General features: G+C 55.1%; 23 protein-coding genes and 1 tRNA gene. 13 read left to right on the forward strand and 11 right to left on the reverse strand.

The window, feature by feature from the left end; all coding sequences use genetic code 11:
• The first annotated feature begins 1 nt into the window (after window position 1).
• From trmD to KO498_RS12740, 6 genes are all read left to right on the forward strand, one after another.
• Entirely contained in the window at window positions 2-793 is a 792-nt protein-coding gene (gene trmD, locus KO498_RS12715; protein WP_215960255.1) for a tRNA (guanosine(37)-N1)-methyltransferase TrmD, read from the forward strand.
• A 223-nt stretch (window positions 794-1016) separates the two neighbouring features.
• Window positions 1017-1394, forward strand: coding sequence for a 50S ribosomal protein L19 (gene rplS / locus KO498_RS12720; protein ID WP_215960256.1), 378 nt, complete (start codon window positions 1017-1019; stop codon window positions 1392-1394).
• Window positions 1395-1408: 14 nt separating this feature from the next.
• A complete protein-coding gene (gene rpmE / locus KO498_RS12725) occupies window positions 1409-1630 on the forward strand; it encodes a 50S ribosomal protein L31 (RefSeq protein WP_215960257.1) in 222 nt (73 codons plus the stop codon).
• A gap of 93 nt (window positions 1631-1723) precedes the next feature.
• Window positions 1724-2158 (forward strand): hypothetical protein, encoded by a 435-nt coding sequence (locus KO498_RS12730; RefSeq protein WP_215960258.1) that lies wholly within the window; start codon window positions 1724-1726, stop codon window positions 2156-2158.
• A 622-nt stretch (window positions 2159-2780) separates the two neighbouring features.
• Window positions 2781-3479 (forward strand): sugar transferase, encoded by a 699-nt coding sequence (locus KO498_RS12735; RefSeq protein WP_215960259.1) that lies wholly within the window; start codon window positions 2781-2783, stop codon window positions 3477-3479.
• A gap of 72 nt (window positions 3480-3551) precedes the next feature.
• Window positions 3552-4817: a hypothetical protein gene (locus tag KO498_RS12740; protein ID WP_215960260.1), complete on the forward strand. Its 1266-nt coding sequence runs from the start codon at window positions 3552-3554 to the stop codon at window positions 4815-4817.
• Window positions 4818-4831: 14 nt separating this feature from the next.
• Here KO498_RS12740 and KO498_RS12745 read toward each other — a convergent pair whose 3' ends face one another.
• Window positions 4832-5623, reverse strand: coding sequence for a CpsD/CapB family tyrosine-protein kinase (locus KO498_RS12745; RefSeq protein WP_215960261.1), 792 nt, complete (start codon window positions 5621-5623; stop codon window positions 4832-4834).
• 190 nt (window positions 5624-5813) lie between these two features.
• Window positions 5814-5898, reverse strand: a tRNA-Leu gene (locus tag KO498_RS12750).
• Window positions 5899-6038: 140 nt separating this feature from the next.
• Here KO498_RS12750 and KO498_RS12755 point away from each other — a divergent pair.
• Window positions 6039-6524 (forward strand): Hint domain-containing protein, encoded by a 486-nt coding sequence (locus KO498_RS12755; protein WP_252731402.1) that lies wholly within the window; start codon window positions 6039-6041, stop codon window positions 6522-6524.
• Here KO498_RS12755 and KO498_RS12760 read toward each other — a convergent pair.
• Window positions 6521-8098: an NAD(P)H-hydrate dehydratase gene (locus KO498_RS12760; RefSeq protein WP_215960262.1), complete on the reverse strand. Its 1578-nt coding sequence runs from the start codon at window positions 8096-8098 to the stop codon at window positions 6521-6523. The genes KO498_RS12755 and KO498_RS12760 overlap by 4 nt on opposite strands.
• Before the next feature lie 169 nt (window positions 8099-8267).
• Between KO498_RS12760 and KO498_RS12765 the strand changes: the two genes are divergently transcribed.
• The 6 genes from KO498_RS12765 to KO498_RS12790 all read left to right on the forward strand — a co-directional run bounded on the left by KO498_RS12765 (window position 8268) and on the right by KO498_RS12790 (window position 14997).
• Entirely contained in the window at window positions 8268-8606 is a 339-nt protein-coding gene (locus KO498_RS12765; protein ID WP_215960263.1) for a P-II family nitrogen regulator, read from the forward strand.
• A 35-nt stretch (window positions 8607-8641) separates the two neighbouring features.
• Entirely contained in the window at window positions 8642-10048 is a 1407-nt protein-coding gene (gene glnA, locus KO498_RS12770; RefSeq protein WP_215960264.1) for a type I glutamate--ammonia ligase, read from the forward strand.
• Window positions 10049-10174: 126 nt separating this feature from the next.
• Window positions 10175-11401, forward strand: a complete 1227-nt coding sequence (locus KO498_RS12775; protein ID WP_215960265.1) for an Hsp70 family protein — start codon at window positions 10175-10177, stop codon at window positions 11399-11401.
• A gap of 65 nt (window positions 11402-11466) precedes the next feature.
• Complete coding sequence (locus KO498_RS12780) at window positions 11467-12261, forward strand: lytic murein transglycosylase (RefSeq protein ID WP_215960266.1); 795 nt, start codon at window positions 11467-11469, stop codon at window positions 12259-12261.
• A gap of 76 nt (window positions 12262-12337) precedes the next feature.
• Complete coding sequence (gene dddP, locus KO498_RS12785) at window positions 12338-13681, forward strand: dimethylsulfonioproprionate lyase DddP (RefSeq protein ID WP_215960267.1); 1344 nt, start codon at window positions 12338-12340, stop codon at window positions 13679-13681.
• 86 nt (window positions 13682-13767) lie between these two features.
• On the forward strand, window positions 13768-14997 hold the full coding sequence (locus KO498_RS12790; protein WP_215960268.1) for a bifunctional alpha/beta hydrolase/OsmC family protein: 1230 nt from the start codon (window positions 13768-13770) through the stop codon (window positions 14995-14997).
• On the opposite strand, the gene KO498_RS12795 is transcribed toward KO498_RS12790, so the two are convergent.
• From KO498_RS12795 to secF, 8 genes are all read right to left on the reverse strand, one after another.
• Entirely contained in the window at window positions 14994-15533 is a 540-nt protein-coding gene (locus KO498_RS12795) for a DsbE family thiol:disulfide interchange protein (RefSeq protein WP_215960269.1), read from the reverse strand. The two genes, KO498_RS12790 and KO498_RS12795, sit on opposite strands and share 4 nt — an antisense overlap.
• Window positions 15533-15724, reverse strand: a complete 192-nt coding sequence (ccmD, locus tag KO498_RS12800) for a heme exporter protein CcmD (RefSeq protein ID WP_252731403.1) — start codon at window positions 15722-15724, stop codon at window positions 15533-15535. Before ccmD ends, KO498_RS12795 begins: the two co-directional genes overlap by 1 nt.
• Window positions 15724-16455 (reverse strand): heme ABC transporter permease, encoded by a 732-nt coding sequence (locus tag KO498_RS12805; RefSeq protein ID WP_215960270.1) that lies wholly within the window; start codon window positions 16453-16455, stop codon window positions 15724-15726. Before KO498_RS12805 ends, ccmD begins: the two co-directional genes overlap by 1 nt.
• Before the next feature lie 69 nt (window positions 16456-16524).
• The gene (ccmB, locus tag KO498_RS12810) at window positions 16525-17181 is read right to left on the reverse strand and encodes a heme exporter protein CcmB (RefSeq protein ID WP_215960271.1); all 657 of its coding nucleotides are present in this window, start codon (window positions 17179-17181) and stop codon (window positions 16525-16527) included.
• Window positions 17178-17795: a heme ABC exporter ATP-binding protein CcmA gene (gene ccmA / locus KO498_RS12815; protein WP_215960272.1), complete on the reverse strand. Its 618-nt coding sequence runs from the start codon at window positions 17793-17795 to the stop codon at window positions 17178-17180. The genes ccmB and ccmA overlap by 4 nt, the downstream gene beginning before the upstream one ends.
• A 5-nt stretch (window positions 17796-17800) precedes the next feature.
• A complete protein-coding gene (locus KO498_RS12820; RefSeq protein WP_215960273.1) occupies window positions 17801-18154 on the reverse strand; it encodes an Mth938-like domain-containing protein in 354 nt (117 codons plus the stop codon).
• A gap of 1 nt (window position 18155) precedes the next feature.
• Window positions 18156-18923: a sulfite exporter TauE/SafE family protein gene (locus tag KO498_RS12825; protein WP_252731404.1), complete on the reverse strand. Its 768-nt coding sequence runs from the start codon at window positions 18921-18923 to the stop codon at window positions 18156-18158.
• A complete protein-coding gene (gene secF / locus KO498_RS12830) occupies window positions 18904-19872 on the reverse strand; it encodes a protein translocase subunit SecF (RefSeq protein WP_215960274.1) in 969 nt (322 codons plus the stop codon). The genes KO498_RS12825 and secF overlap by 20 nt, the downstream gene beginning before the upstream one ends.
• Between the last annotated feature and the right edge of the window lies 1 nt (window position 19873).

The raw sequence follows: 19873 nt of genomic DNA on the forward strand, positions 1-19873 counted from the left end.
TATGTCAGACACACCCCGCTCCCACGGCCGCAAGGCGATCACCACATCTTTCAAACCTCGCGAGCTGATGAGCGACGAGCGCCTCGCTGGTGTTTGGACAGCGCAGGTGATCACGCTTTTCCCCGACGCTTTTCCCGGTGTGCTCGGGCAATCCCTGACTGGAAAAGCACTTAAGGACGGCCTCTGGCAGCTTGAAACCATCGACCTACGCCCCTTTGGCATCGGCAAACACCGCAATGTAGACGACACACCAGCCGGCGGCGGTGCAGGCATGGTGCTGCGCGCTGATGTCGTTGCACCCGCCATCGAGCAGGCACGCAAAACCGCGCAGGCCAAACTGCCGCTGATCTACCTCAGCCCACGCGGCAAACCGTTTACGCAGGCTATGGCCAAAAGCCTCGCCGCCGGGCCGGGCGTGACCCTGCTCTGCGGTCGCTTTGAAGGCGTCGACCAGCGGGTGCTGGATCACTATGAGATTGTTGAAGTTTCTATGGGTGACTATGTACTCACAGGTGGCGAGATCCCTGCACAAGCGATGCTTGATGCCTCGGTGCGGCTGCTTCCCGGTGTGCTAGGCAACGCCGATAGCGCGGTTGAGGAAAGCCACTCAAACGGCCTGTTAGAGCATCCGCAGTACACCAAACCCGCTGAGTGGGAAGGCCACGAGACGCCGGAAGTGCTTATGTCAGGCCACCACGGTAACATTGCCAAATGGCGACGTGCCGAGAGCGAAAAGCTCACCCAAGAGCGGCGGCCGGATATGTGGGCTGCTTTTGATCCCAAAAAGGCTTGATCTAACACCCCAACCCCCCTAAACAACGCAAGTTCGGAATCACTTTTGTGGCTCGGGGCCTTTGTGCTATGCGCTTTCTTCGTCGCCTCGGCAGCACAGATCATACGACAAGCAATGTCGGCCTACCCTCCTGCGGGCGCCTCGCCGCCCGAAAGAAGACAAGGAGCTATGGGACGCGTCAAAACTTCGTGGGATAAACCGCGAGCATTATTAGGAGCGCATCATGAACCTGATCGCAGAACTTGAAGCCGAGCAAATCGCTCAGCTGGGGCATAATCTCCCCGATTTCAAAGCCGGAGACACCATTCGTGTTGGCTTTAAAGTAACCGAAGGCACACGCACACGTGTTCAGAACTACGAAGGCGTTTGCATCGCGCGCAAAAACGGTAAGGGCATCGACGGCTCGTTCACCGTGCGCAAAATCAGCTTCGGTGAAGGTGTTGAGCGCGTATTCCCGCTCCACTCGACAAACATCGACGCCATCACAGTGGTTCGCCGCGGCCGCGTTCGTCGCGCCAAGCTTTACTACCTGCGCGCACGTCGCGGCAAATCTGCACGTATCGCAGAAGTCACCAACTACAAGCCACGCGCAGAAGCGTAAGCGGGAGAAACACCATGAAAAAAGATATTCACCCCGACTATCACTTCATCGAAGTCAAAATGACCGATGGCACAGTTTTGAACATGCGCTCGACATGGGGCAAAGAAGGCGACCAGATGGCGCTGGACATTGACCCGACAGCTCACCCTGCATGGACAGGCGGCAACTCGCGCCTGCTCGACGCTGGCGGCCGTGTTTCGAAGTTCAAAAAGAAATACGAAGGCCTTGGCTTCTAATCAGCTTAGCTTTCTTGCACCTAAGAACGCCGTTCCACTCTCGGGGCGGCGTTTTTCGTTGCGGCAACTCAAACGGCATCGCAGACTAACAACATGAGATCACTGCTTACACTCGCGGTCTTTATGACACTCGCCCTCCCTGCTGCTGCGCAGTCTGTAAGATTTGGCGACAACCAAAGCGAATGGGCCCGCGACGGCGAATGCGATGATCGCCGCTTTACTGGCTACAATATGGCAACAGAGCTTGACCAAGACGACACGCTCCATGACGCCGCCGATTGCCGCAAGGCTTTTCAGCAAGGGCAAATCACTCTGATTGACCCAGCAGCCGCCAAAGCCGCCACGGTATGCACGAAGATTGACTTCGGCCGCAATCGTGGGGAATGGGCGAATGACAGCGAGTGCGACGACTACCGTTTTGATGGCGAGGGCATGGCAACAGTTATCCGCGTCGAAGAGATCAAAACCGACGCAAATGACTGCCGCGCGCTATGTGGCGCAGGGATGATCTACCTTCGGCAGCCATGAACCGGTTTTGTCAGGGCCTAGAACGCGGGCGGTCTTCGGCCAATTAGAATCACTTTTGTGAGCCATTCAACGTTGGCTTGAAGAGATATCAGCGTCTTTATCCCGAAATTTTTCACCAAATAGTAAATTTTTTTAGCATTTGTTTAGCCCACGGTAATCGAGCCTATGCCTCTTCGCCGTTTTGCACTGCTGACAATAAGGCGCTATCCCGCAAAATCTTTCTGAAACAATCGACTACCCATAAATGGCGAGTGCTGTGCCAGTTGTGAAATTCGCAAGATTTGCGTTGGATTGCGGTACACAACCAATGCGGGCAAGTGATCAAACAACATGTCAAACAATCAGGGGTTGTTTGATATCTACAAGGAACCTTGCTACCCACTTAACCGTAGTAAATTTATGTAATTAGTATTCGGGCCATATTTTGAGCGCCCGTTGTTTTTACCATTTCATTTTTCAGGGGCATTTCTGCCCACACAGCACAGCAGCGGAAGACTGCGAATTTTGTGCCACTTCGCGGTGACAACAGTCGCAGCACATCGAGTTAAGGAGCAGTAACACGCGTCGGCGGTGGGAAGCGTTGGCGTTTAGAAAATGAACAAATCTATTTCTGGGGAAAAACATGATTTATTCTGACAAATTTGGAAAAGACTACGAAATCACTGACTCGCTCTTTGTGAAGTGTCAGCCATCAGTGTGGAAAAGCTTTAGTTCTGATGCTTATTCCAAATACTTGAAACGGATATTTGATGTCGTTTTGACATTGCTTATGATCTTGCCTGCTTTGATCATCATCGTGCCGTTTGCCTTGCTCATCTCACTGGATGGGCATTCGCCCTTCTATGTCCAACGGCGGTTAGGCAAAGGTGGACGTGTCTTCGCAATGATTAAGCTGCGTAGCATGTGTGCCAATGCCGAGAACCGGCTTCAAAACTACCTGAACTCCGATCCGGAGCGGCAGAGCGAATGGGAGAAATCGCAAAAACTACGCGATGATCCTCGTATTACCCTGATCGGGAACTTCATTCGGCGCACGTCTATCGACGAGTTGCCGCAATTGTTCAATGTGCTCGCCGGGCATATGTCACTCGTTGGGCCACGTCCAATGATGGAGGAGCAGCGCTCACTGTATGGCGCCGGAGAATATTTCCTGATGCGTCCGGGAATTACCGGCTCATGGCAGGTTTCCGAGCGCAACGACGTTGACTTCGCCGAGCGTGCTCGCTTTGACACGTCATACTATCAGCGTATCTCGTTCTGGCATGACGTGGTTCTTTTGCTCAAAACAGCAAAAGTCGTCGTTGCTGCACGCGGAAGATAGTCACTTCGACTTAACCCAAATGGATCAAAGCCCAACCAGGTTCTGATCTCCCTCTCGGTATGGAGGTAACATATGAATAGCTTTGTTGATTTCGGCTTGGCCCTTCGTGAACGTGCTCTGCAAGTTCTTGCGATCCTCGCGTTCGGAACTCTGATAACTGTAACCTATGTTTCGCAGCTGCCAAAAGAGTATACGGCTTTTGTGCAAATATCGGTCGAAGCCAATTTGTCGCCCGCAGGCAGCGCATCCGAGACCAGCCAGCAAAGGGCTTTGCGGCACCAAAAATCCGTTGAAAGCAAAGTTTTTTCACGTGCGTTTCTGGAGCAGGTCATAGCCGAACTGTCAGATGAGAAAAAACTGGCGACCGCGGAAACGCGCAGCGCGCTTAGCGTCAAAACCCTGCGCGAGCAACTCACCATACTGCCGCTTGGTGGTGCTCGTGAAGCGTGGCAACCGCAAGCAGTTCCAGTTGGCCTCGTCGTTTCCGTGACACTGCCAGATCCCGATCTTGCCGTGTATGTCGCAAACCGTATCGCCACAGCGTTCTTGTCATTTGACAAGAAAATCCGGCTTGATCGCGCGGAAGCACAGTTGCGGTTTTTCAATCAGGGGGCTGACAAGGTCGGCGAGCAATTGGCGGCGATCGAATCTGAGATTGGCAAGTTCAAAGTCGAGCACGCAATGGAACTACCCTCGGCGATCTCGGCGCTAAGAGACCGGATTGTTGAACTGGATGCCGACGTTACCTTGCTTGATCGTAGGAAAGCTTCGCTCGAAGCCAATAGCGAAAGCGCGAGCCGCGTGCGTGAACTCCAACAAGCAAATCAACTGCGAGATATTCTCGCTGAACGCAATTTGCTGATCAGCCGCAGAACCGAAATCTATGAACAACTGCGCAGTATTCCGAGCAACGAAAAACATCTCAACGCCCTGAGCCGCAAACGTGACCAGCTTGCATCCCAAGTCGCTGCCGCGTTCCAACGCACGGCAGAGGCCAATTTGAATGTAGACATGGCCCAGTCAGAATGGCTTGCGTCAATGTCGATCAGTGAACTGTCGCAACAGCCACGCGTAAACCATGTTGAGGGCCGTAACAAAAAATATGGGCTGGGCTTTGTCCTAACATTCGGTCTGGCTGCGCTCTATGTTTTCTTGTTGGAGATCCGGCGACCAACCGTGCGCACGTCTTCGCAACTTGAACGCGCGATGGGTATTACCCCTCTTGTTGCGATAAGCCATGTGCCCTCGTCCTCGGAGGCCATAGCAACAAAGCTGACATGGATTTCGTTCTTTGCGCTGGTTGCCCTCGTCGGTTACGGCTCATTCATGTTCCTGTAACCGTTTGAAGTTTCCTAATACTGATACTTCTTGATCGAGCGTTCATGAGACTTGTTCAGAACAACTCCGAGCAAGTTTGAGTGTTCTTCGATCAACTTTTTTGCTGTCTCCGTCTCTTCTTGCGTGGTGACACCGCCACCAAGCAACAAAATCACCGCATCAGTTTGCGCAAATAACGCCAGCATGTCGTCAAGGTAGTTGACGGGCGGTGTGTCAAACAAGACGAGGTCAGGTTCATAGCTCACTTCAATATTGCGAATTACATCTCCCGTGGCACGACTGCTGAGGATAGCGCCAGAGTTGGCTACAGAGTTAACGCCCAAGCCGACAGCAAGCCGTGGGCCAATCCGGCTGAGGGGTTCATGAAACTTGACCTTACCTGTCAGTGCCTCAGAGATCGAAGCCCTCGTTTCGATACCGAAGTAGTTGTTCAGTGACGGCTGCCGCAAATCCATATCAAGCAAAACTGTGCGCATATCCGGATGTTGTGACAGGCTGACTGCAAGGTTTGAGGACACAAATGATTTGCCGCAGCCGCGCGTGGGCGAAGTGATCGCAATGCGCCTCCAACCGTGTTTATGGGCCTCAAGCAGAACCTTGGTGCGCAACACCGAAAAAATCTCATGCTCCAGTCGCTGCGGGTCGTGGGCGACGATGCGCCTCTTGGCGAGCACCTTTGGGTCAATCGCCATAACTGGCAAATCATCCCAAAGCTCAAGCGGCTCTTCTGAGGGTAGGACCGGCGGTAAAACAACGCGCTCATTGATTTCTGTTGGTTCTTCAGTATCCGAACGGGATGCGCGCATAAAAGCTATATCTGTCTTGGAGTTCAAAATACATACCTCTAATGAAGATTAAAAAGGCAAACACAAGTAACACCAACGCCCCAAGCGTAGACGATTAGCGGCAAAAATCAAAACATCTATGAGAATTTGTGAAATCCGCTCAAAGCGTGTGACTACAGTGCAAACATCTCAGACAATCACTGTGTCACAATGGTGCGGGTGAAGGGACTCGAACCCCCACGCCTCGCGGCGCCAGAACCTAAATCTGGTGCGTCTACCAATTCCGCCACACCCGCATCGACAGGCTATCTAGCAGCCCCCTCAATGGGATGCGAGAGGAAACACTCAAATTGAGAATAAAAAAAGTCACGACATTTACCTCTTTTTGCCGTATTCTGTCGCAAAACTGAGGCAGTATAAAAAAGCAGGTCCGAAAATGATGACCATTCAAACGGTAAATGCCGTCGAGACTCAGACTCTGGCTAATGCAGACGGGTTTATTGTCGGTAGCACAGTTCTCACGCTCGAAGGCGAAATGCCGGTCGAGTTTCTTACACCAGGTGATCGCGTTATCACACGCGACAGTGGCATGGCTGTTCTTTTGGCTATCGAGGCGGTTGAATTAGAAACCGACATGGTCTGGATCATGGGCGGCTCACTTGGGCACAACAAGCCTGATGCCGACACGCTTATGCCTGCCAACCAACATATTTTGCTACGCGATTGGCGCGCCGAGGCCCTTGCAGGCGCTCCACAGGCTTTCGCCCCCGCCGCAGCTCTGGTTGATGGTGAGTTTATCCGCGACGCCGGCCGCAAAGAAGTGACGCTCTACAAGCTCACGTTCGAGGCACCGCATATTCTTTATGTTGACGGGTTAGAGCTGTCTTGCGAGCCAAAAGAAACGCAAAAACACGCGGCCTAACCCCCCAACGCTTTGAACACCTTAGGCAATTCTTCAGGCAGATCTTCAGCAATCAGCCCCGCGCCAAAGCTGCGCGCGCATTCGACATGCAGCCAGGCACCTGTTTCCGCCGCTTGCATAGGGTCAAACCCACGCGCCAACAGTCCTGTGATAAACCCTGCCAGCACATCCCCCGCCCCCGCCGTCGCCAGCCAAGGTGCCGCGCGCTCATATAGCGCCGAGTTTATGCTGCATCGCCCGTCCGGCGCCGCGATCACCGTGTCAGCGCCCTTAAAGAGCACAACACAGCCCGCCTTCGTCGCCGCTTCGCGCGTGGCATCAACTTTTGAATAGGCCGGCCCTGACGTGGCTGGCGCGTTTAGCCGCTTCGCAATGTCAGGAAAGAGCTTAGCAAATTCGCCGCCATGTGGTGTCAGTACGCAGTCTTCATGTAGCATTGCAAACAGTTCCGCCGGATCATTCAGGTAGGCGCTCAGCGCATCCGCATCCAGCACCGTCGCCCGGTTAACCTCAAGCGCCACAGGCACCAACTCCCGCGCCCGCTCAAGCCCCAACGCAGGCCCAAGGCACAGCGCGTTGATCCGCGTGTCCTCTAAGGCTTTGCGCAACTCCTCTGCCGTCCCTGCCCTTACAAGCATGATCGCTGTCAGCTGCGCAGCAACCTCCATCTGGGCCGAGCCTGGAACGCCCAGCGTCACCAGCCCCGCCCCGATCCGTAGTGCCCCCCGCGCCGCCAGCCGCGCCGCCCCAGTGCGGCCTGCACCACCTGAGAGAACGAGTGCGTGGCCATGGGAGTATTTGTGCAACCCATGCAGACTAAGTAAATCGGAAACGTTTTTAGATGCAGCCCTCGAACGCGAATGACCACTAAGGTAAGTGATTGACGTCTTAAGCCGGAAGTTCGGAACACGTTTAGCCAGACCGATGCTCTTAACTGTGCAAGTTTCTGGCAGTTCAGCGAGAGGCAGCATTAAATGCCCTTGTCGCTTCCGCTCGAACGTCACAATGAGAGCAACACCCTGTGGTCCGTCATAGTAATCGCTAGCTTCATCGAGAAAGCGCCCGCTATCAGCGCAAAAACCGCTTGGGACATCGATTGCAACATCGATACCTGCTTTGAACATTTCAAGGCAAAATTCTTTTGCATCTCCGGACAGCGGCCGAGACAAACCCGTCCCGAATACTGCATCAATAACCAAGTCAAAGTTGGCTGTAAGATAACTTCTCTTGAGTCTTTCAGTCGGCGTAATTTCCCCAACCTCCAACCACCGCTCACAGTTCACCCGCGCATCGGGCGGCAGCTTGTCAGCACTCCCGTAAAGGAACACCTCAACTTCCCAGCCCCACTCCTTCAGCAAGCGCGCCACGACAAAGCCGTCACCGCCGTTGTTGCCAGGGCCGCATAAAACCACGGCTCTATGCGCGGTTTTGGCTAGCTCGGGCCACTCCTCAAACACCGCCTCCACAACGCCGCGTCCGGCACGTTCCATGAGCTCAAGGCCCGTCACTTCGCCCGACTCAATCGCCGTTTGTTCGATGGCGCGCATTTGGGCAGCTGTCAGAAGTTCGCTCATAGTTAACGCACCCGATTCACTGGAGGTCAAATTTTAGGCTAGCCGCCTAATTTTTGAGCAGTTACTTGGTCGAACTCGCCCATCATGCTCCCAATCACCCTATTCAATTGCGCCCAAGAATGGGAAGTGGTTTTTCGCATGGGAAGCACTTCAAAAAAGGGGTCAGACAATGAAAAAGATCGAAGCAATCATCAAGCCGTTCAAGCTTGATGAAGTCAAAGAAGCGCTGCAAGACGTTGGCATTCAGGGCCTGTCAGTGGTTGAAGTTAAGGGCTTTGGGCGCCAAAAAGGCCATACCGAGCTCTACCGCGGCGCTGAATATGTTGTCGACTTCCTGCCAAAAGTGAAGCTCGAAATCGTCGTGGATGACGACATGGTTGACCAAGCCGTCGAAGCCATCGTCGATGCTGCCAAAACCGACAAAATCGGTGATGGAAAAATCTTTGTCTCGCCCGTTGAGCAAGCCATTCGCATTCGCACCGGTGAAACCGGCCCTGAAGCGATATAAACCTAACTTTCCGTAACTAAATAAGGACCAAGAGCATGAGCATAGCAAAAGTTCTCAAAACGCTCAAAGACGAAGACGTCGCCTATGTCGACATTCGTTTTACTGACGTTCGTGGCAAACTTCAGCATGTAACTGTTGATGTTGATCTCGTCGACGAAGACTTCCTCGAAGAGGGCTTCATGTTTGACGGCTCTTCAATCGCGGGTTGGAAATCAATCGAAAACAGCGATATGAAGCTGATCGCAGACACTGAGTCAGCTTACATCGACCCGTTCTATGCCGAGAAAACGCTCTGCATTCACTGTTCTATCGTTGAGCCCGACACTGGCGAAGCCTACAGCCGCGACCCACGCGGAACCGCCCAAAAAGCTGAAGCCTACCTCAAGTCTTCAGGTATTGGTGACGTTGCTTACATGGGCCCAGAAGCTGAGTTCTTCATCTTTGACGATGTTCGGTTTGAGAACAAAATCAACAAAGTATCCTACGAAGTTGATGCAATCGACGGCTCATGGAACACAGATACAGAATACGAAATGGGCAACACGGGCCACCGCCCCGGCATGAAAGGTGGCTATTTCCCGGTTAACCCGATCGACGACGCACACGACCTGCGCGGCGAAATGCTCTCAACCATGAAGAGCCTCGGTATGAAGACTGACAAGCACCACCACGAGGTTGCCTCGTGCCAGCACGAGCTTGGCTTGATCTTTGACAGCCTGACAAAGCAAGCTGACGAGCTGCAGAAGTATAAGTATATCATCCACAACGTGGCGCATGCTTACGGCAAATCAGCAACCTTCATGCCAAAGCCGATCTACGGCGACAACGGCACAGGGATGCACGTAAACATGTCGATCTGGAAAGACGGTAAGCCGTTGTTCGCAGGTGACAAATACGCAGACCTTAGCCAAGAAGCGCTTTACTTCATTGGCGGAATTCTCAAGCACGCCAAGACGCTCAACGCCTTCACCAACCCTGCGACAAACAGCTACAAACGCCTTATTCCCGGCTTTGAAGCCCCTGTTCTGCGCGCCTACTCGGCTCGCAACCGCTCGGGTTGTGTCCGCATCCCTTGGACAGAGTCGCCAAAGGCAAAGCGCGTCGAAGCTCGTTTTCCTGATCCAGCAGCGAACCCATACCTCTGCTTCGCGGCACTGCTTATGGCTGGCCTCGACGGCATCAAAAACAAGATCGACCCGGGCGAAGCCATGGACAAAAACCTTTATGATCTGCCTGCCGAAGAGCTTGAAGGCATCCCAACAGTTGCTGGCTCGCTGCGTGAAGCACTGGACTGCCTCGCTGCCGATCATGACTTCCTTCTGGCTGGTGACGTGTTCACCAAAGACCAGATCGAAGGCTATATCGAGCTGAAGATGGAAGAGGTTCACCACTACGAGCACACGCCTCACCCTGTTGAGTTCGGCATGTATTACAGCTGCTAAGCTCCTCAAATATATAAGCAAAAGGCGTTTCTTCGGGAGCGCCTTTTTGTTTGGCTTGACGCGCTATTTTGCACAGCTATGTTGACCGACTTTCTGACTGCAAACCAAACTGCGAAAGCCAAACGCATGCACACACTCGCGATCGACTTTGGAACTTCCAACTCTGCCGCAGGTTTAAGCGTCAATGGCGCGCCGTGGTTGATCGAGATGGAGCCAGGAGAAAGCACCCTGCCAACTGCGGTGTTCTTTGATCCGCACAGCAAAGACATGCTCATCGGACATCGCGCCGTGCGGGCTTTGATAAACGGCGAAGAAGGCCGTTTTTTGCGCGCCCTCAAAAGCCTACTTGGCACGCCGTTGTTACATGAAGAGCGGCGGTTGGGCGGTGAAAAACTCACATTCGTCACCGTCATCGCTCGGTTCTTGGCCGAGCTGAAGCAGCGCGCCGAAGCCGCAACCCGCCTCACGTTCACACAAGCATTGTCAGGCCGCCCAGTCTACTTTCACTCAGCCGATATGGCCCGCAACGCCAAGGCCGAAGAAGACTTGCGCGCTTGTTACCTTGAGGCCGGTTTTGAGAGCGTCACTTTTATGTATGAACCCATCGCCGCCCTGCGTGCCACAGCACCGGTTGAAGGCTTTGGACTTATCGCCGATATCGGCGGCGGCACCTCTGATTTCACCGTTTTCAAACAGGACGCAGCAGGCAAATCCGAGGTTCTCGCCTCGCACGGATTGCGCCTTGGCGGCACAGATTTTGACCGTCAAATCAGTATCGAAACGGTGATGCCGCACTTTGGAGCGGGCAGCAATATCCGCGACAGCTTTGGCAAAGGCACCCAGCCCGCGCCGAAGCGCCTGTTCAACGAACTCGCCACTTGGCAACTGATCCCCTTCGTCGATGCGCCCGAAACCCGTCGGCTCGCACGCGATCTCGCGCAGTTTGGCGAAGAGCCAGACAAGCTGGCTCGCTTGGTGAATGTGCTTGAGTATGAACTGGGCCATGACGTTGCCTTTGCAGTCGAGAGCGGCAAGATCAACGCAAACAAGGCTGCGGAAGCCGAGATCAATCTAACGATGGTCGAACCACGCCTCAAAGCGCCCCTGCCCGCTCAAACGCTGGCACAAGCCATGCGCCCGCTTGCTCAACAAATCAAAGCAGAAGCGTCTAACGCCTTAGCCCTAGCTGACGTGCCGGCTGCGCAAGTCAACCGTGTTATTCTGGTTGGGGGGAGTGCGCTGATGGGACTCGTTCAGACGGAACTAGCCGCGCTTTGTCCAAACGCCAGCCTAGATGCTGAAAACGCGCTGACAGCTGTTGCGGCGGGCTTGGCGCTTTCCACAGCAGACTAAAACTCTGGCAAACAGGAAGAAATGCGTTAACCTATTGAGAGTATTTCAACCGATCGGATAGACCCATGCGCCTTTTTCTCACCAGCCTCATTCTTTCTGCGGCCCTCGCCGCACCAGTTGCCGCTGCATCCTGCAGCAACACCTCTTCCGGATTCGACAACTGGAAAGCCGACTTTTCAAGAGCCGCGAAGAAAGCCGGTGTCAAAAAGCGCGGTTTGCAAGCCCTCGCAGCAACAACATATTCCAGAGGCACAATCGCGGCCGACCGCAATCAAAAAAGCTTCAAATACAGCCTCGACAAGTTTATGAAAATTCGCGGCGTGCCGACGATTATTTCACAGGGTCGCAAGCGTAAAGCTTCAAACGCCAACTTCTATGCGAGCCTCGAGAAACGCTACGGCGTGCCAGCGGGGGTGATCATCGCCATTCACGGCATGGAAACCGGCTTCGGGCGGTTCATGGGTGACACACAGGTTGTCTCGGCCATTGTCACCCTGACGTTTGATTGCCGCCGCTCTGCATTTTTTCAACCCCATGCCATCGGCGCACTCAAACTTGTTGATCAGGGCTCTGTGACAATGGGAACAAAGGGTGCCAAGCACGGCGAGCTCGGCCATACGCAGTTCCTCCCTGGTAACGCGATGAACTACGGCGTTGATGGCAACGGCGACGGGCGGGTCGATTTTTACAACCAAGCCGACGCGCTGGCATCAACCGCTAATTTCCTGCGTGCCAAGGGTTGGAAGCCCGGCAAAGGCTATCAGGAAGGCCAGCCGAACTACCGCGTTCTCAAAGAATGGAACGCGGCGACCGTCTATCAGCAATCACTGGCGATCATGGGTCGCAAGATCGACGGCTAATAACGACCTCCCCGCGTCGCATCAAGACATGACGGGGGGGGCTTCGCTTGCCACCCTTCTCAAAAAGGAGGCGCATATGAGCGAGCACTACAGTGACAGACGCAAAATCGACCCAAGCAAGGGCGCAACGCTTGGCGACGGCACCCCCAACGACAATGACCGCATTGAGATTGGCCCGACGCAACTTGCCTTTGCTGAGTGGGAAACCGCTGGCCTGACCCTGCCCAACATTGCCAACATGCGCACGTATCGCTGGAAACGCCTGACGCAGATGATTGTGGATCGTGGTTATGGCGGCTTGCTGATGTTTGACCCGCTCAACATCCGCTATGCGACTGACAGCACCAACATGCAGCTATGGAATACCCACAACCCGTTCCGTGCCGTGTTGCTCTGCGCCGACGGTTACATGGTAATCTGGGACTATAAGAACTCGCCTTTCCTCAGCACTTTCAACCCCTTGGTGCGCGAGCAACGTGGCGGGGCCGGTTTGTTTTACTTTGATCGCGGCGACAAAACCGACATCGCCGCCGACGTATTTTCCAATGAAGTGCGCGAGCTGATGAGCGCTCATGCAGGCACCAATAAGCGGCTAGCGATCGATAAGATCATGATCCCCGGATTGCGCGCGCTAGAGGCGCAGGGTTTTGAGGTGATGGAAGGCGAGGAAGTCACCGAGAAGTGCCGCTCCATCAAAGGCCCTGATGAAATTCTGGCCATGCGCTGCGCCAGTGAGGCTTGTGAGAATTCCGTTAAGGCGATGGAGGATTTCGCCCGCCTCAACGTGCCTCTCGGCAACACCTCCGAGGATGACATCTGGGCTGTTCTGCACGCCGAAAACATCAAACGCGGCGGTGAATGGATCGAAACCCGCCTGCTCGCCTCTGGCCAACGCACCAACCCTTGGTTTCAGGAGTGCGGCCCGCGCATCGTGCAAAACAACGAGATCATCTCGTTTGACACCGATCTCATCGGCTCCTATGGCATCTGCGTCGACATTTCTCGCTCTTGGTGGGTCGGCGATGAAAAGCCCCCTGCCGAGATGATCTATGCCATGCAGCACGCTCACGAGCACATCATGACCAATATGGAGATGCTCAAACCCGGCGTGATGATCCCCGAACTCACAGCCAATTCGCACAGGCTTGACGACAAGTATCAGGCGCAGAAATACGGCTGCATCATGCACGGTGTTGGCCTATGCGACGAGTGGCCGCTGGTTGTTTACCCCGACGGTGAAGTCCCCGGCGCATTCGACTATCCCATCGAAGAAGGCATGGTGATCTGCGTTGAAGCCGCCGTCGGAGAAGTCGGTGGCGCGTTTTCAATCAAGCTCGAAGACCAGGTCCTGATCACCGCTGACGGCTATGAAAACCTGACAAAATACCCGTTCGATCCGGCGTTGATGGGGGAGGCTTAGCCGCTTTCACCTTCGCGTGACGTTTGTTGCGGCTCCCTTGCGCAGAGCGTGCTGAGGGCGCAAGTTGGTGCTCAAAGGAGCCTGCCATGCCAGCTGAAAAACTCACCTTTTCGGGCCACGACAACCATCAACTCGCCGCGCGGCTTGATATGCCCGAGGGCCCCCATCTTGCCACTGCGCTGTTTGCGCATTGCTTCACCTGCTCAAAAGACATTCCTGCCGCGCGCCGGATCGCACAACGGCTGGCCGCGCAAGGCATCGCTGTGCTCAGGTTTGACTTCACCGGCCTCGGACATTCGGAAGGTGAGTTTGCCAACACCAGTTTCAGCTCCAACCTGAGCGACCTCAAAGCCGCCGCCGAAGCGCTGGCCGCTAAAGGTATGGCCCCTGACATGCTCATCGGTCACTCGCTTGGCGGTGCTGCAGTAATTGCCGCCGCAGCAGATATCCCTTCCGCAAAAGCTGTTGTCACACTCGGCGCGCCCTTTGATCCCGCCCATGTCGCCGAGAACTTCAAAGCCGCGCATGAAGCAATCTGCCGTGAGGGCGAAGCGCAAGTGTCCCTTGGCGGTCGTGCCTTCATAATCAAGCGCGACTTTCTCGAAGATATCTCGAAACAAAACCTCACCGATGCACTCAAAGGCCTGCACAAGGCCCTGTTGGTGCTGCACGCGCCGCTTGACGAAACAGTCAGCATCGACAACGCTGCCGAGATCTTCATCACCGCCAAGCACCCCAAAAGCTTCGTGACACTAGATAAGGCAGATCACCTGATCAGCCGTGCCGAAGACGCCGAGTATGCCGCCGAAGTGATCGCTGCTTGGGCCGCGCGCTACCTCGACTTACGCCCACCTGCCCCGCCCATCGGCGCGCCCGAAGGCATCACGCGGGTTTCGGAAGCCGACCCGAACGGCTTCTTGCAAGACATCATGGCAGGGCCACTGCACCACGCCCTCGCCGACGAGCCAGAGGCCTATGGCGGCACCAACCGCGGCATGTCGCCTTATGGCCTGGTGTCGGCAGGCCTTGGCGCTTGCACCTCAATGACGATCCGCATGTATGCCCGCCGCAAAGGCTGGCCGCTTGAGCATGTGAGCGTTGACGTGAACCACAACAAGGTTCACGCGCAAGATGCTGGCTCAACGGGGAACCAAGGTCAGACCAAAATTGACAGCTTTCATCGCAAGATTACTCTGACAGGAGAGCTCAGCGCAGATCAACGTACGAGACTTCTGGAAATAGCCGACAAATGCCCCGTTCACCGCACGCTCGAGCGCGCCAGCCACATCGAGACTGTACTAGCAGAAGTGCTTTAGTTTCCGCGCGCTTGCTCGATAGCGGGACGGATCGTACTCTCGATCACCCGCTGTGTTATCGGGCCGGCGTGGCGTAAAATGACAATGCCGTTGCCATCAATAACGTAGGTTTCAGGCACTCCATAAACGCCCCAGTTGAGCGAAATGCGGCCATCCACATCAGCACCGAGCGCTGTATAGGGGTCGCCCAGCTCCCGCAGAAATTTCAGTGCATTCTCAGGCTTGTCCTTATGGTTGATGCCATAAATTGGGATGCCTTCTGCCGCCAGCGCTTCCAAATTTGGATGTTCGACCCGGCAAGGCGCACACCAACTGGCCCAGAAGTTCACCAGTTTCACGCCGTCCTTGCGCAGAGTTGCGTCGTCAAACAGCGGTTTTTCACCCAGCTTTGTAACTGCAACAGCTGGTGCCGGCTTCCCCTTTAACGCAGAGGGCAGCGCATCCGGATCATCGCGCATGAGGCCGATAAGCAACATCGCGGCCAATGCGCCAAAGATCAGAGGCGGTGCCAGCATCAGCGGCGATATCTTGGCCATTACTTACGCTCCTTGACGCGGTCTTCAACCTCACGAAGCGCGGCTTTCATGCGCCTTGAGCGGCTGAAACTCATCAGCACAAGCACCAAAATCAGCGTCAGCGAAACCGCATAGGCCGACAGGACTTCAATTGCGTATTTGCCAAGAAACCCTATCAAAATATCATCTAGGTTTGTCCATAAATCAGCCATCACGCCACCTGTTCTCGCGCCAACAAGGCCCGCATACGCCGCGCTCTAATTTCGGTGTTGGTGCGGATGATCACCAGCGTCACAAACAACAAGACAAACCCCGCGATGCACAGCAGCGCCGGATACCAGAACACATCGGCCACGTTTTCTGCTTTGTCGAGCGACAGTGACGCGCCTTGATGCAAACCTTGGTTCCAGAAGTTGACGGCATAGCGACTGAGCACCGCAAAAACCGACCCCACAAGGCACAGCACAGAAGTAAGATCAGCAGCGGTGTCGTCATCGTCAATCGCCGCCCAAAGCGCCATATAACCGAGGTAAAACAAAAACAGGATCAGAAAGGACGTCAGCCGCGGGTCCCACACCCACCAAGTGCCCCACATTGGTTGCCCCCAGATCGCGCCGGTAACAAGTGCGATCAACGTCATCACCGCGCCGACAGGTGCCGCAGCACGGGCCGCTAAAGCGCTCACATGATGCCGCCGCACCAACCAGACAAGCGAGGTGATTAGCATCATCACCCAGATGTTGATCGCCATCATCGCGCTCGGCACATGCAGGTAGAAGATTTTGATAGTCGCACCTTGGCGGTAATCATCCGGCGTAAAAAAGAAGCCCCAGACAAGTCCGCCAACAAGGCACAGCAGCGCCGCACCTGCCACATATGGCAGCACACGCTCGCTGGTGCGCATAAACTTCAGCGGGTTCGCATATTCCCAAAGCGACGCCATGTTGCCTCTCCTATTCTTCATCGTGTCTTGCCCGAAAACCCAAGCAAGTGCCAGTGACAGATAGTCACCTTATCGCAAGTTTACCCGCAACACCGCGGCGCTGGCGAAGGGCAGCAACGCCAGTGCTCCTGCGCTAATGCCCGCCAACATAAACATCGGCGCTGAATAATCCAAACCCTCGGCGCCGCGCCGCGCCATTTCAGCTCCAAAGATCAAAGTTGGCACATACATCGGCAACACCAACAAGCTCATCAGCAGCCCACCGCGCTTAAGCCCGACAGTCAGCGCCGCCCCGAAAGCTCCGATCACCGAAAGCGCAGGTGTGCCCAGCATGAGCGAGATCATGAGTGCCGTGTAGCCCGCCAGCGGCAGGTTCATCAGCAAGCCAAGCACCGGTGCAGCAAGCACCAGAGGAAGGCCAGTTGTGACCCAATGCGCCAACGCTTTTACCGCGGCAACGCCTTCAAGCGGCAACGGAGACGTGGCCAGCAGGTCAAGCGAGCCATCCTCAAAATCGAGTGCAAAAATGCGATCAAGTGACAACAGGCAAGCCAGAAGTGCCGCAATCCACAGCACCCCGGGCGCGATCCGGCTGAGCAGAGCGGTATCAGGCCCGACACCGAAAGGCACCAGCACGACGACGATCAAAAAGAACGCCAAGCCAAGGCCAAAGCCCCCCCCTGCCCGCACCGCAAGGCGCAAATCACGCACCAGCAGCGCAATCACAAAAAGGCCTCGTCTGCGCTGTCATTTGCCCCGCCTTTGGCTTCAAACGGGTTCAACTCAAGCACTTGCGCATCTTCGAGTCCAAGCTCGATATGCGTGGTCAGCAACGCTATGCCACCGCGTGCAAGATGCGCGCGCACTACGTCAGCAAACAGTGCAACCGAGGCTGCATCAAGCGAAACGGTCGGCTCATCGAGTATCCAAATCATGCGCCCTGTCACGAGCAAACGCGCTAGCCCAAGCCGGCGTTTTTGACCGGACGAGAGCGTGCCAGCATGGCGTGTTCGCAGCTCGTTGAGGTTCAGTCTCTCCAAGGCCGTTTCAACGTCATCGGTGCCGAAGACGTCCGCCCAAAAACGCAGGTTTTCTTCAACACTCAGCGTTGTTTTAAGCCCGTCAAGGTGAGCCGCGTAGCACACTTCATCAAGGTCAACGCTGACATCCCCGCTCACAGCGGGTTGCAGGCCGGCAACGGTGCGAAGCAGCGTGGTTTTCCCAATGCCGTTTGGCCCCCGCAAGATCAACGCTTGGCCGGATGCAACACAAAAGCGCACGCCTTGTAAAAGCGGCAAACCACCACGCGACACTGTCAGGTTTTCAACGCGTAGCTCCATACAGGTCATACAGGCAAAGCGGCGAGCGCAACGCGCCGGCCTTCGGCGGCAAGCACATTGTAGGTGCGGCAGGCCGCAGGCGAGTTCATCACTTCAACTCCCATGCCAGCAGCCTCGATATCGTGCCTCAGCCCTGCTGGCAGATGCGCAATGTCAGCTCCCGTTCCGACAAAAATCACATCGACGCTCTCAGCCAAAGACAGGAGCGCAGCACTGTCGTCATAGCCGCCCCAGGAGCTGACGCCCTCGGCCGTTAAAAGCATCCCGCCTTCAACTTTTTCGCCCATCACCCTAAAGAAACCTTTGCCGTATCCGTCAACCGGTTGCGCTTCGGAAAACTGCATGTCGGTCAGTTGCATATCATCCCTCCCAAATGGGCAAACTGCTGATCGCCGCGCTAAACACTACGAGATAAGCCACATAGCGATACATCTTCTCGCGCGCAGGATCAAACAATGCGCCACCCGCCATATTGCCCAGCATCGCAGGCATAATGAAGATCAAACCAAGCCAAACAGGCACAGCCGCCAGATACCCCTGCAGAGCGATCCAACCGAGCAGCATAAAATCAAAGGCGAAGAGAAACACCAGCGTGTTGGCGCGCATGATGCTCGCGGGCTTGGTGCTGGCGGCATAAAGCAAGATCACCGGTGGGCCGGGCAAACCAACAGCCCCACCAGTAACACCAGACGCGACCCCCGCACCATACATCACCTTTGGAGTCAGCGCACCACGATAGCGAAACCCAGTGATCAGTAAAAGCGGCACAGCGATCGCTAATGTAGAAACTGCGTAGCGAAACACCTCGGCAGGCACCGCAAACAACAGCGCGAGACCAAGCGGCAGCGTCAGAAGTGTGGCAATGCCAAGTCTGGCAATGTCTCGTGGTTCGCCTGCATTCCATGCCTTGCGAAGCAAGGGGATTGGCCCGAAAATGTCCATAACAGTCAGGCAGATCAGCGCCCAGACCGGCTCCATGAACTTACTGGCAACCGGCACAAAGATCAGCGCCGATCCGAAACCGGAAAAGCCACGCACAAGCCCGGCTGCAAACACCGCAACAATCAGCCAGACAAGCCCATCAAAGGCCAGTGCCTCGCCGAGTGCCTCAGGCATCCACGTTAGCATATTGGTTGCCTGACGTCGCGTCCGGTTTAGACCAGTCGCGCTTGACACCAAGCCAGAGCAGAATCGTTGACGCTACAAAAATCGACGAATACGTGCCGACAATCACGCCCCATATCATCGCGAAGACAAACCCGCGAATGCTGTCTCCGCCGAGCACATAAAGCGCTATCAAAGCGAGCAAAGTCGTCACCGACGTCATCACTGTGCGGCTCAGCGTTTCGTTGATCGATTGGTTGAGCACTTCTTTCAGCGGTTTCTTTTTGTAGCGGCGCAAGTTTTCGCGCACACGGTCAAAGACCACCACTGTATCGTTCAGCGAATAGCCGACAATCGTCAACAGAGCCGCAATAATCGCCAGATCAAACCTGATCTGCAACTCGCTGAACACACCGATCGTCAGCAATACATCATGCACCAACGCGGCCACAGCTCCGACAGCAAACTGCCACTCAAAACGCAGCCAGATGTAGATAAGCACCGCGCCAATAGCGAGCAGAACCGCAATCACAGCAGTCTTGATCAACTCGCCCGAGACTGTCGGGCCGACAGAGTCGATCGCACTAAATGTAATGTCCGGCGCAACAGTCGAAAGTGCATTCAACACGCTCTTCTCGACCTCTCCGGTCACAGCTTCAGCGCCCTCTTGTGACTGAATACGGATCATCGCAACGTTTTTGTCCTCGCCAAAAGTCGGATCAAACACTTCGGTGATCGTCACATCACCAAGATCAAGCGGTTCGAGCGCCTCTCGGTAGGCCTTCACATCAACCGACATGGCGCTATCGGTGCGAATGGTCGTCCCGCCGCGAAAGTCGATGCCGTAGTTCAGGCCCTGCAACATGAAGCTGGCAAATGCCAGAACCATCAGCACTACCGAAATGCCAAGCCAAAGCTGGGGCCACGAGAAGAAGTTCCAGTTGGTGTCTTGGGGAACCAGTCGCAAGCGCATG

Source organism: Lentibacter algarum, from assembly GCF_018860975.1.
Lineage (GTDB): Bacteria > Pseudomonadota > Alphaproteobacteria > Rhodobacterales > Rhodobacteraceae > Lentibacter > Lentibacter algarum_A.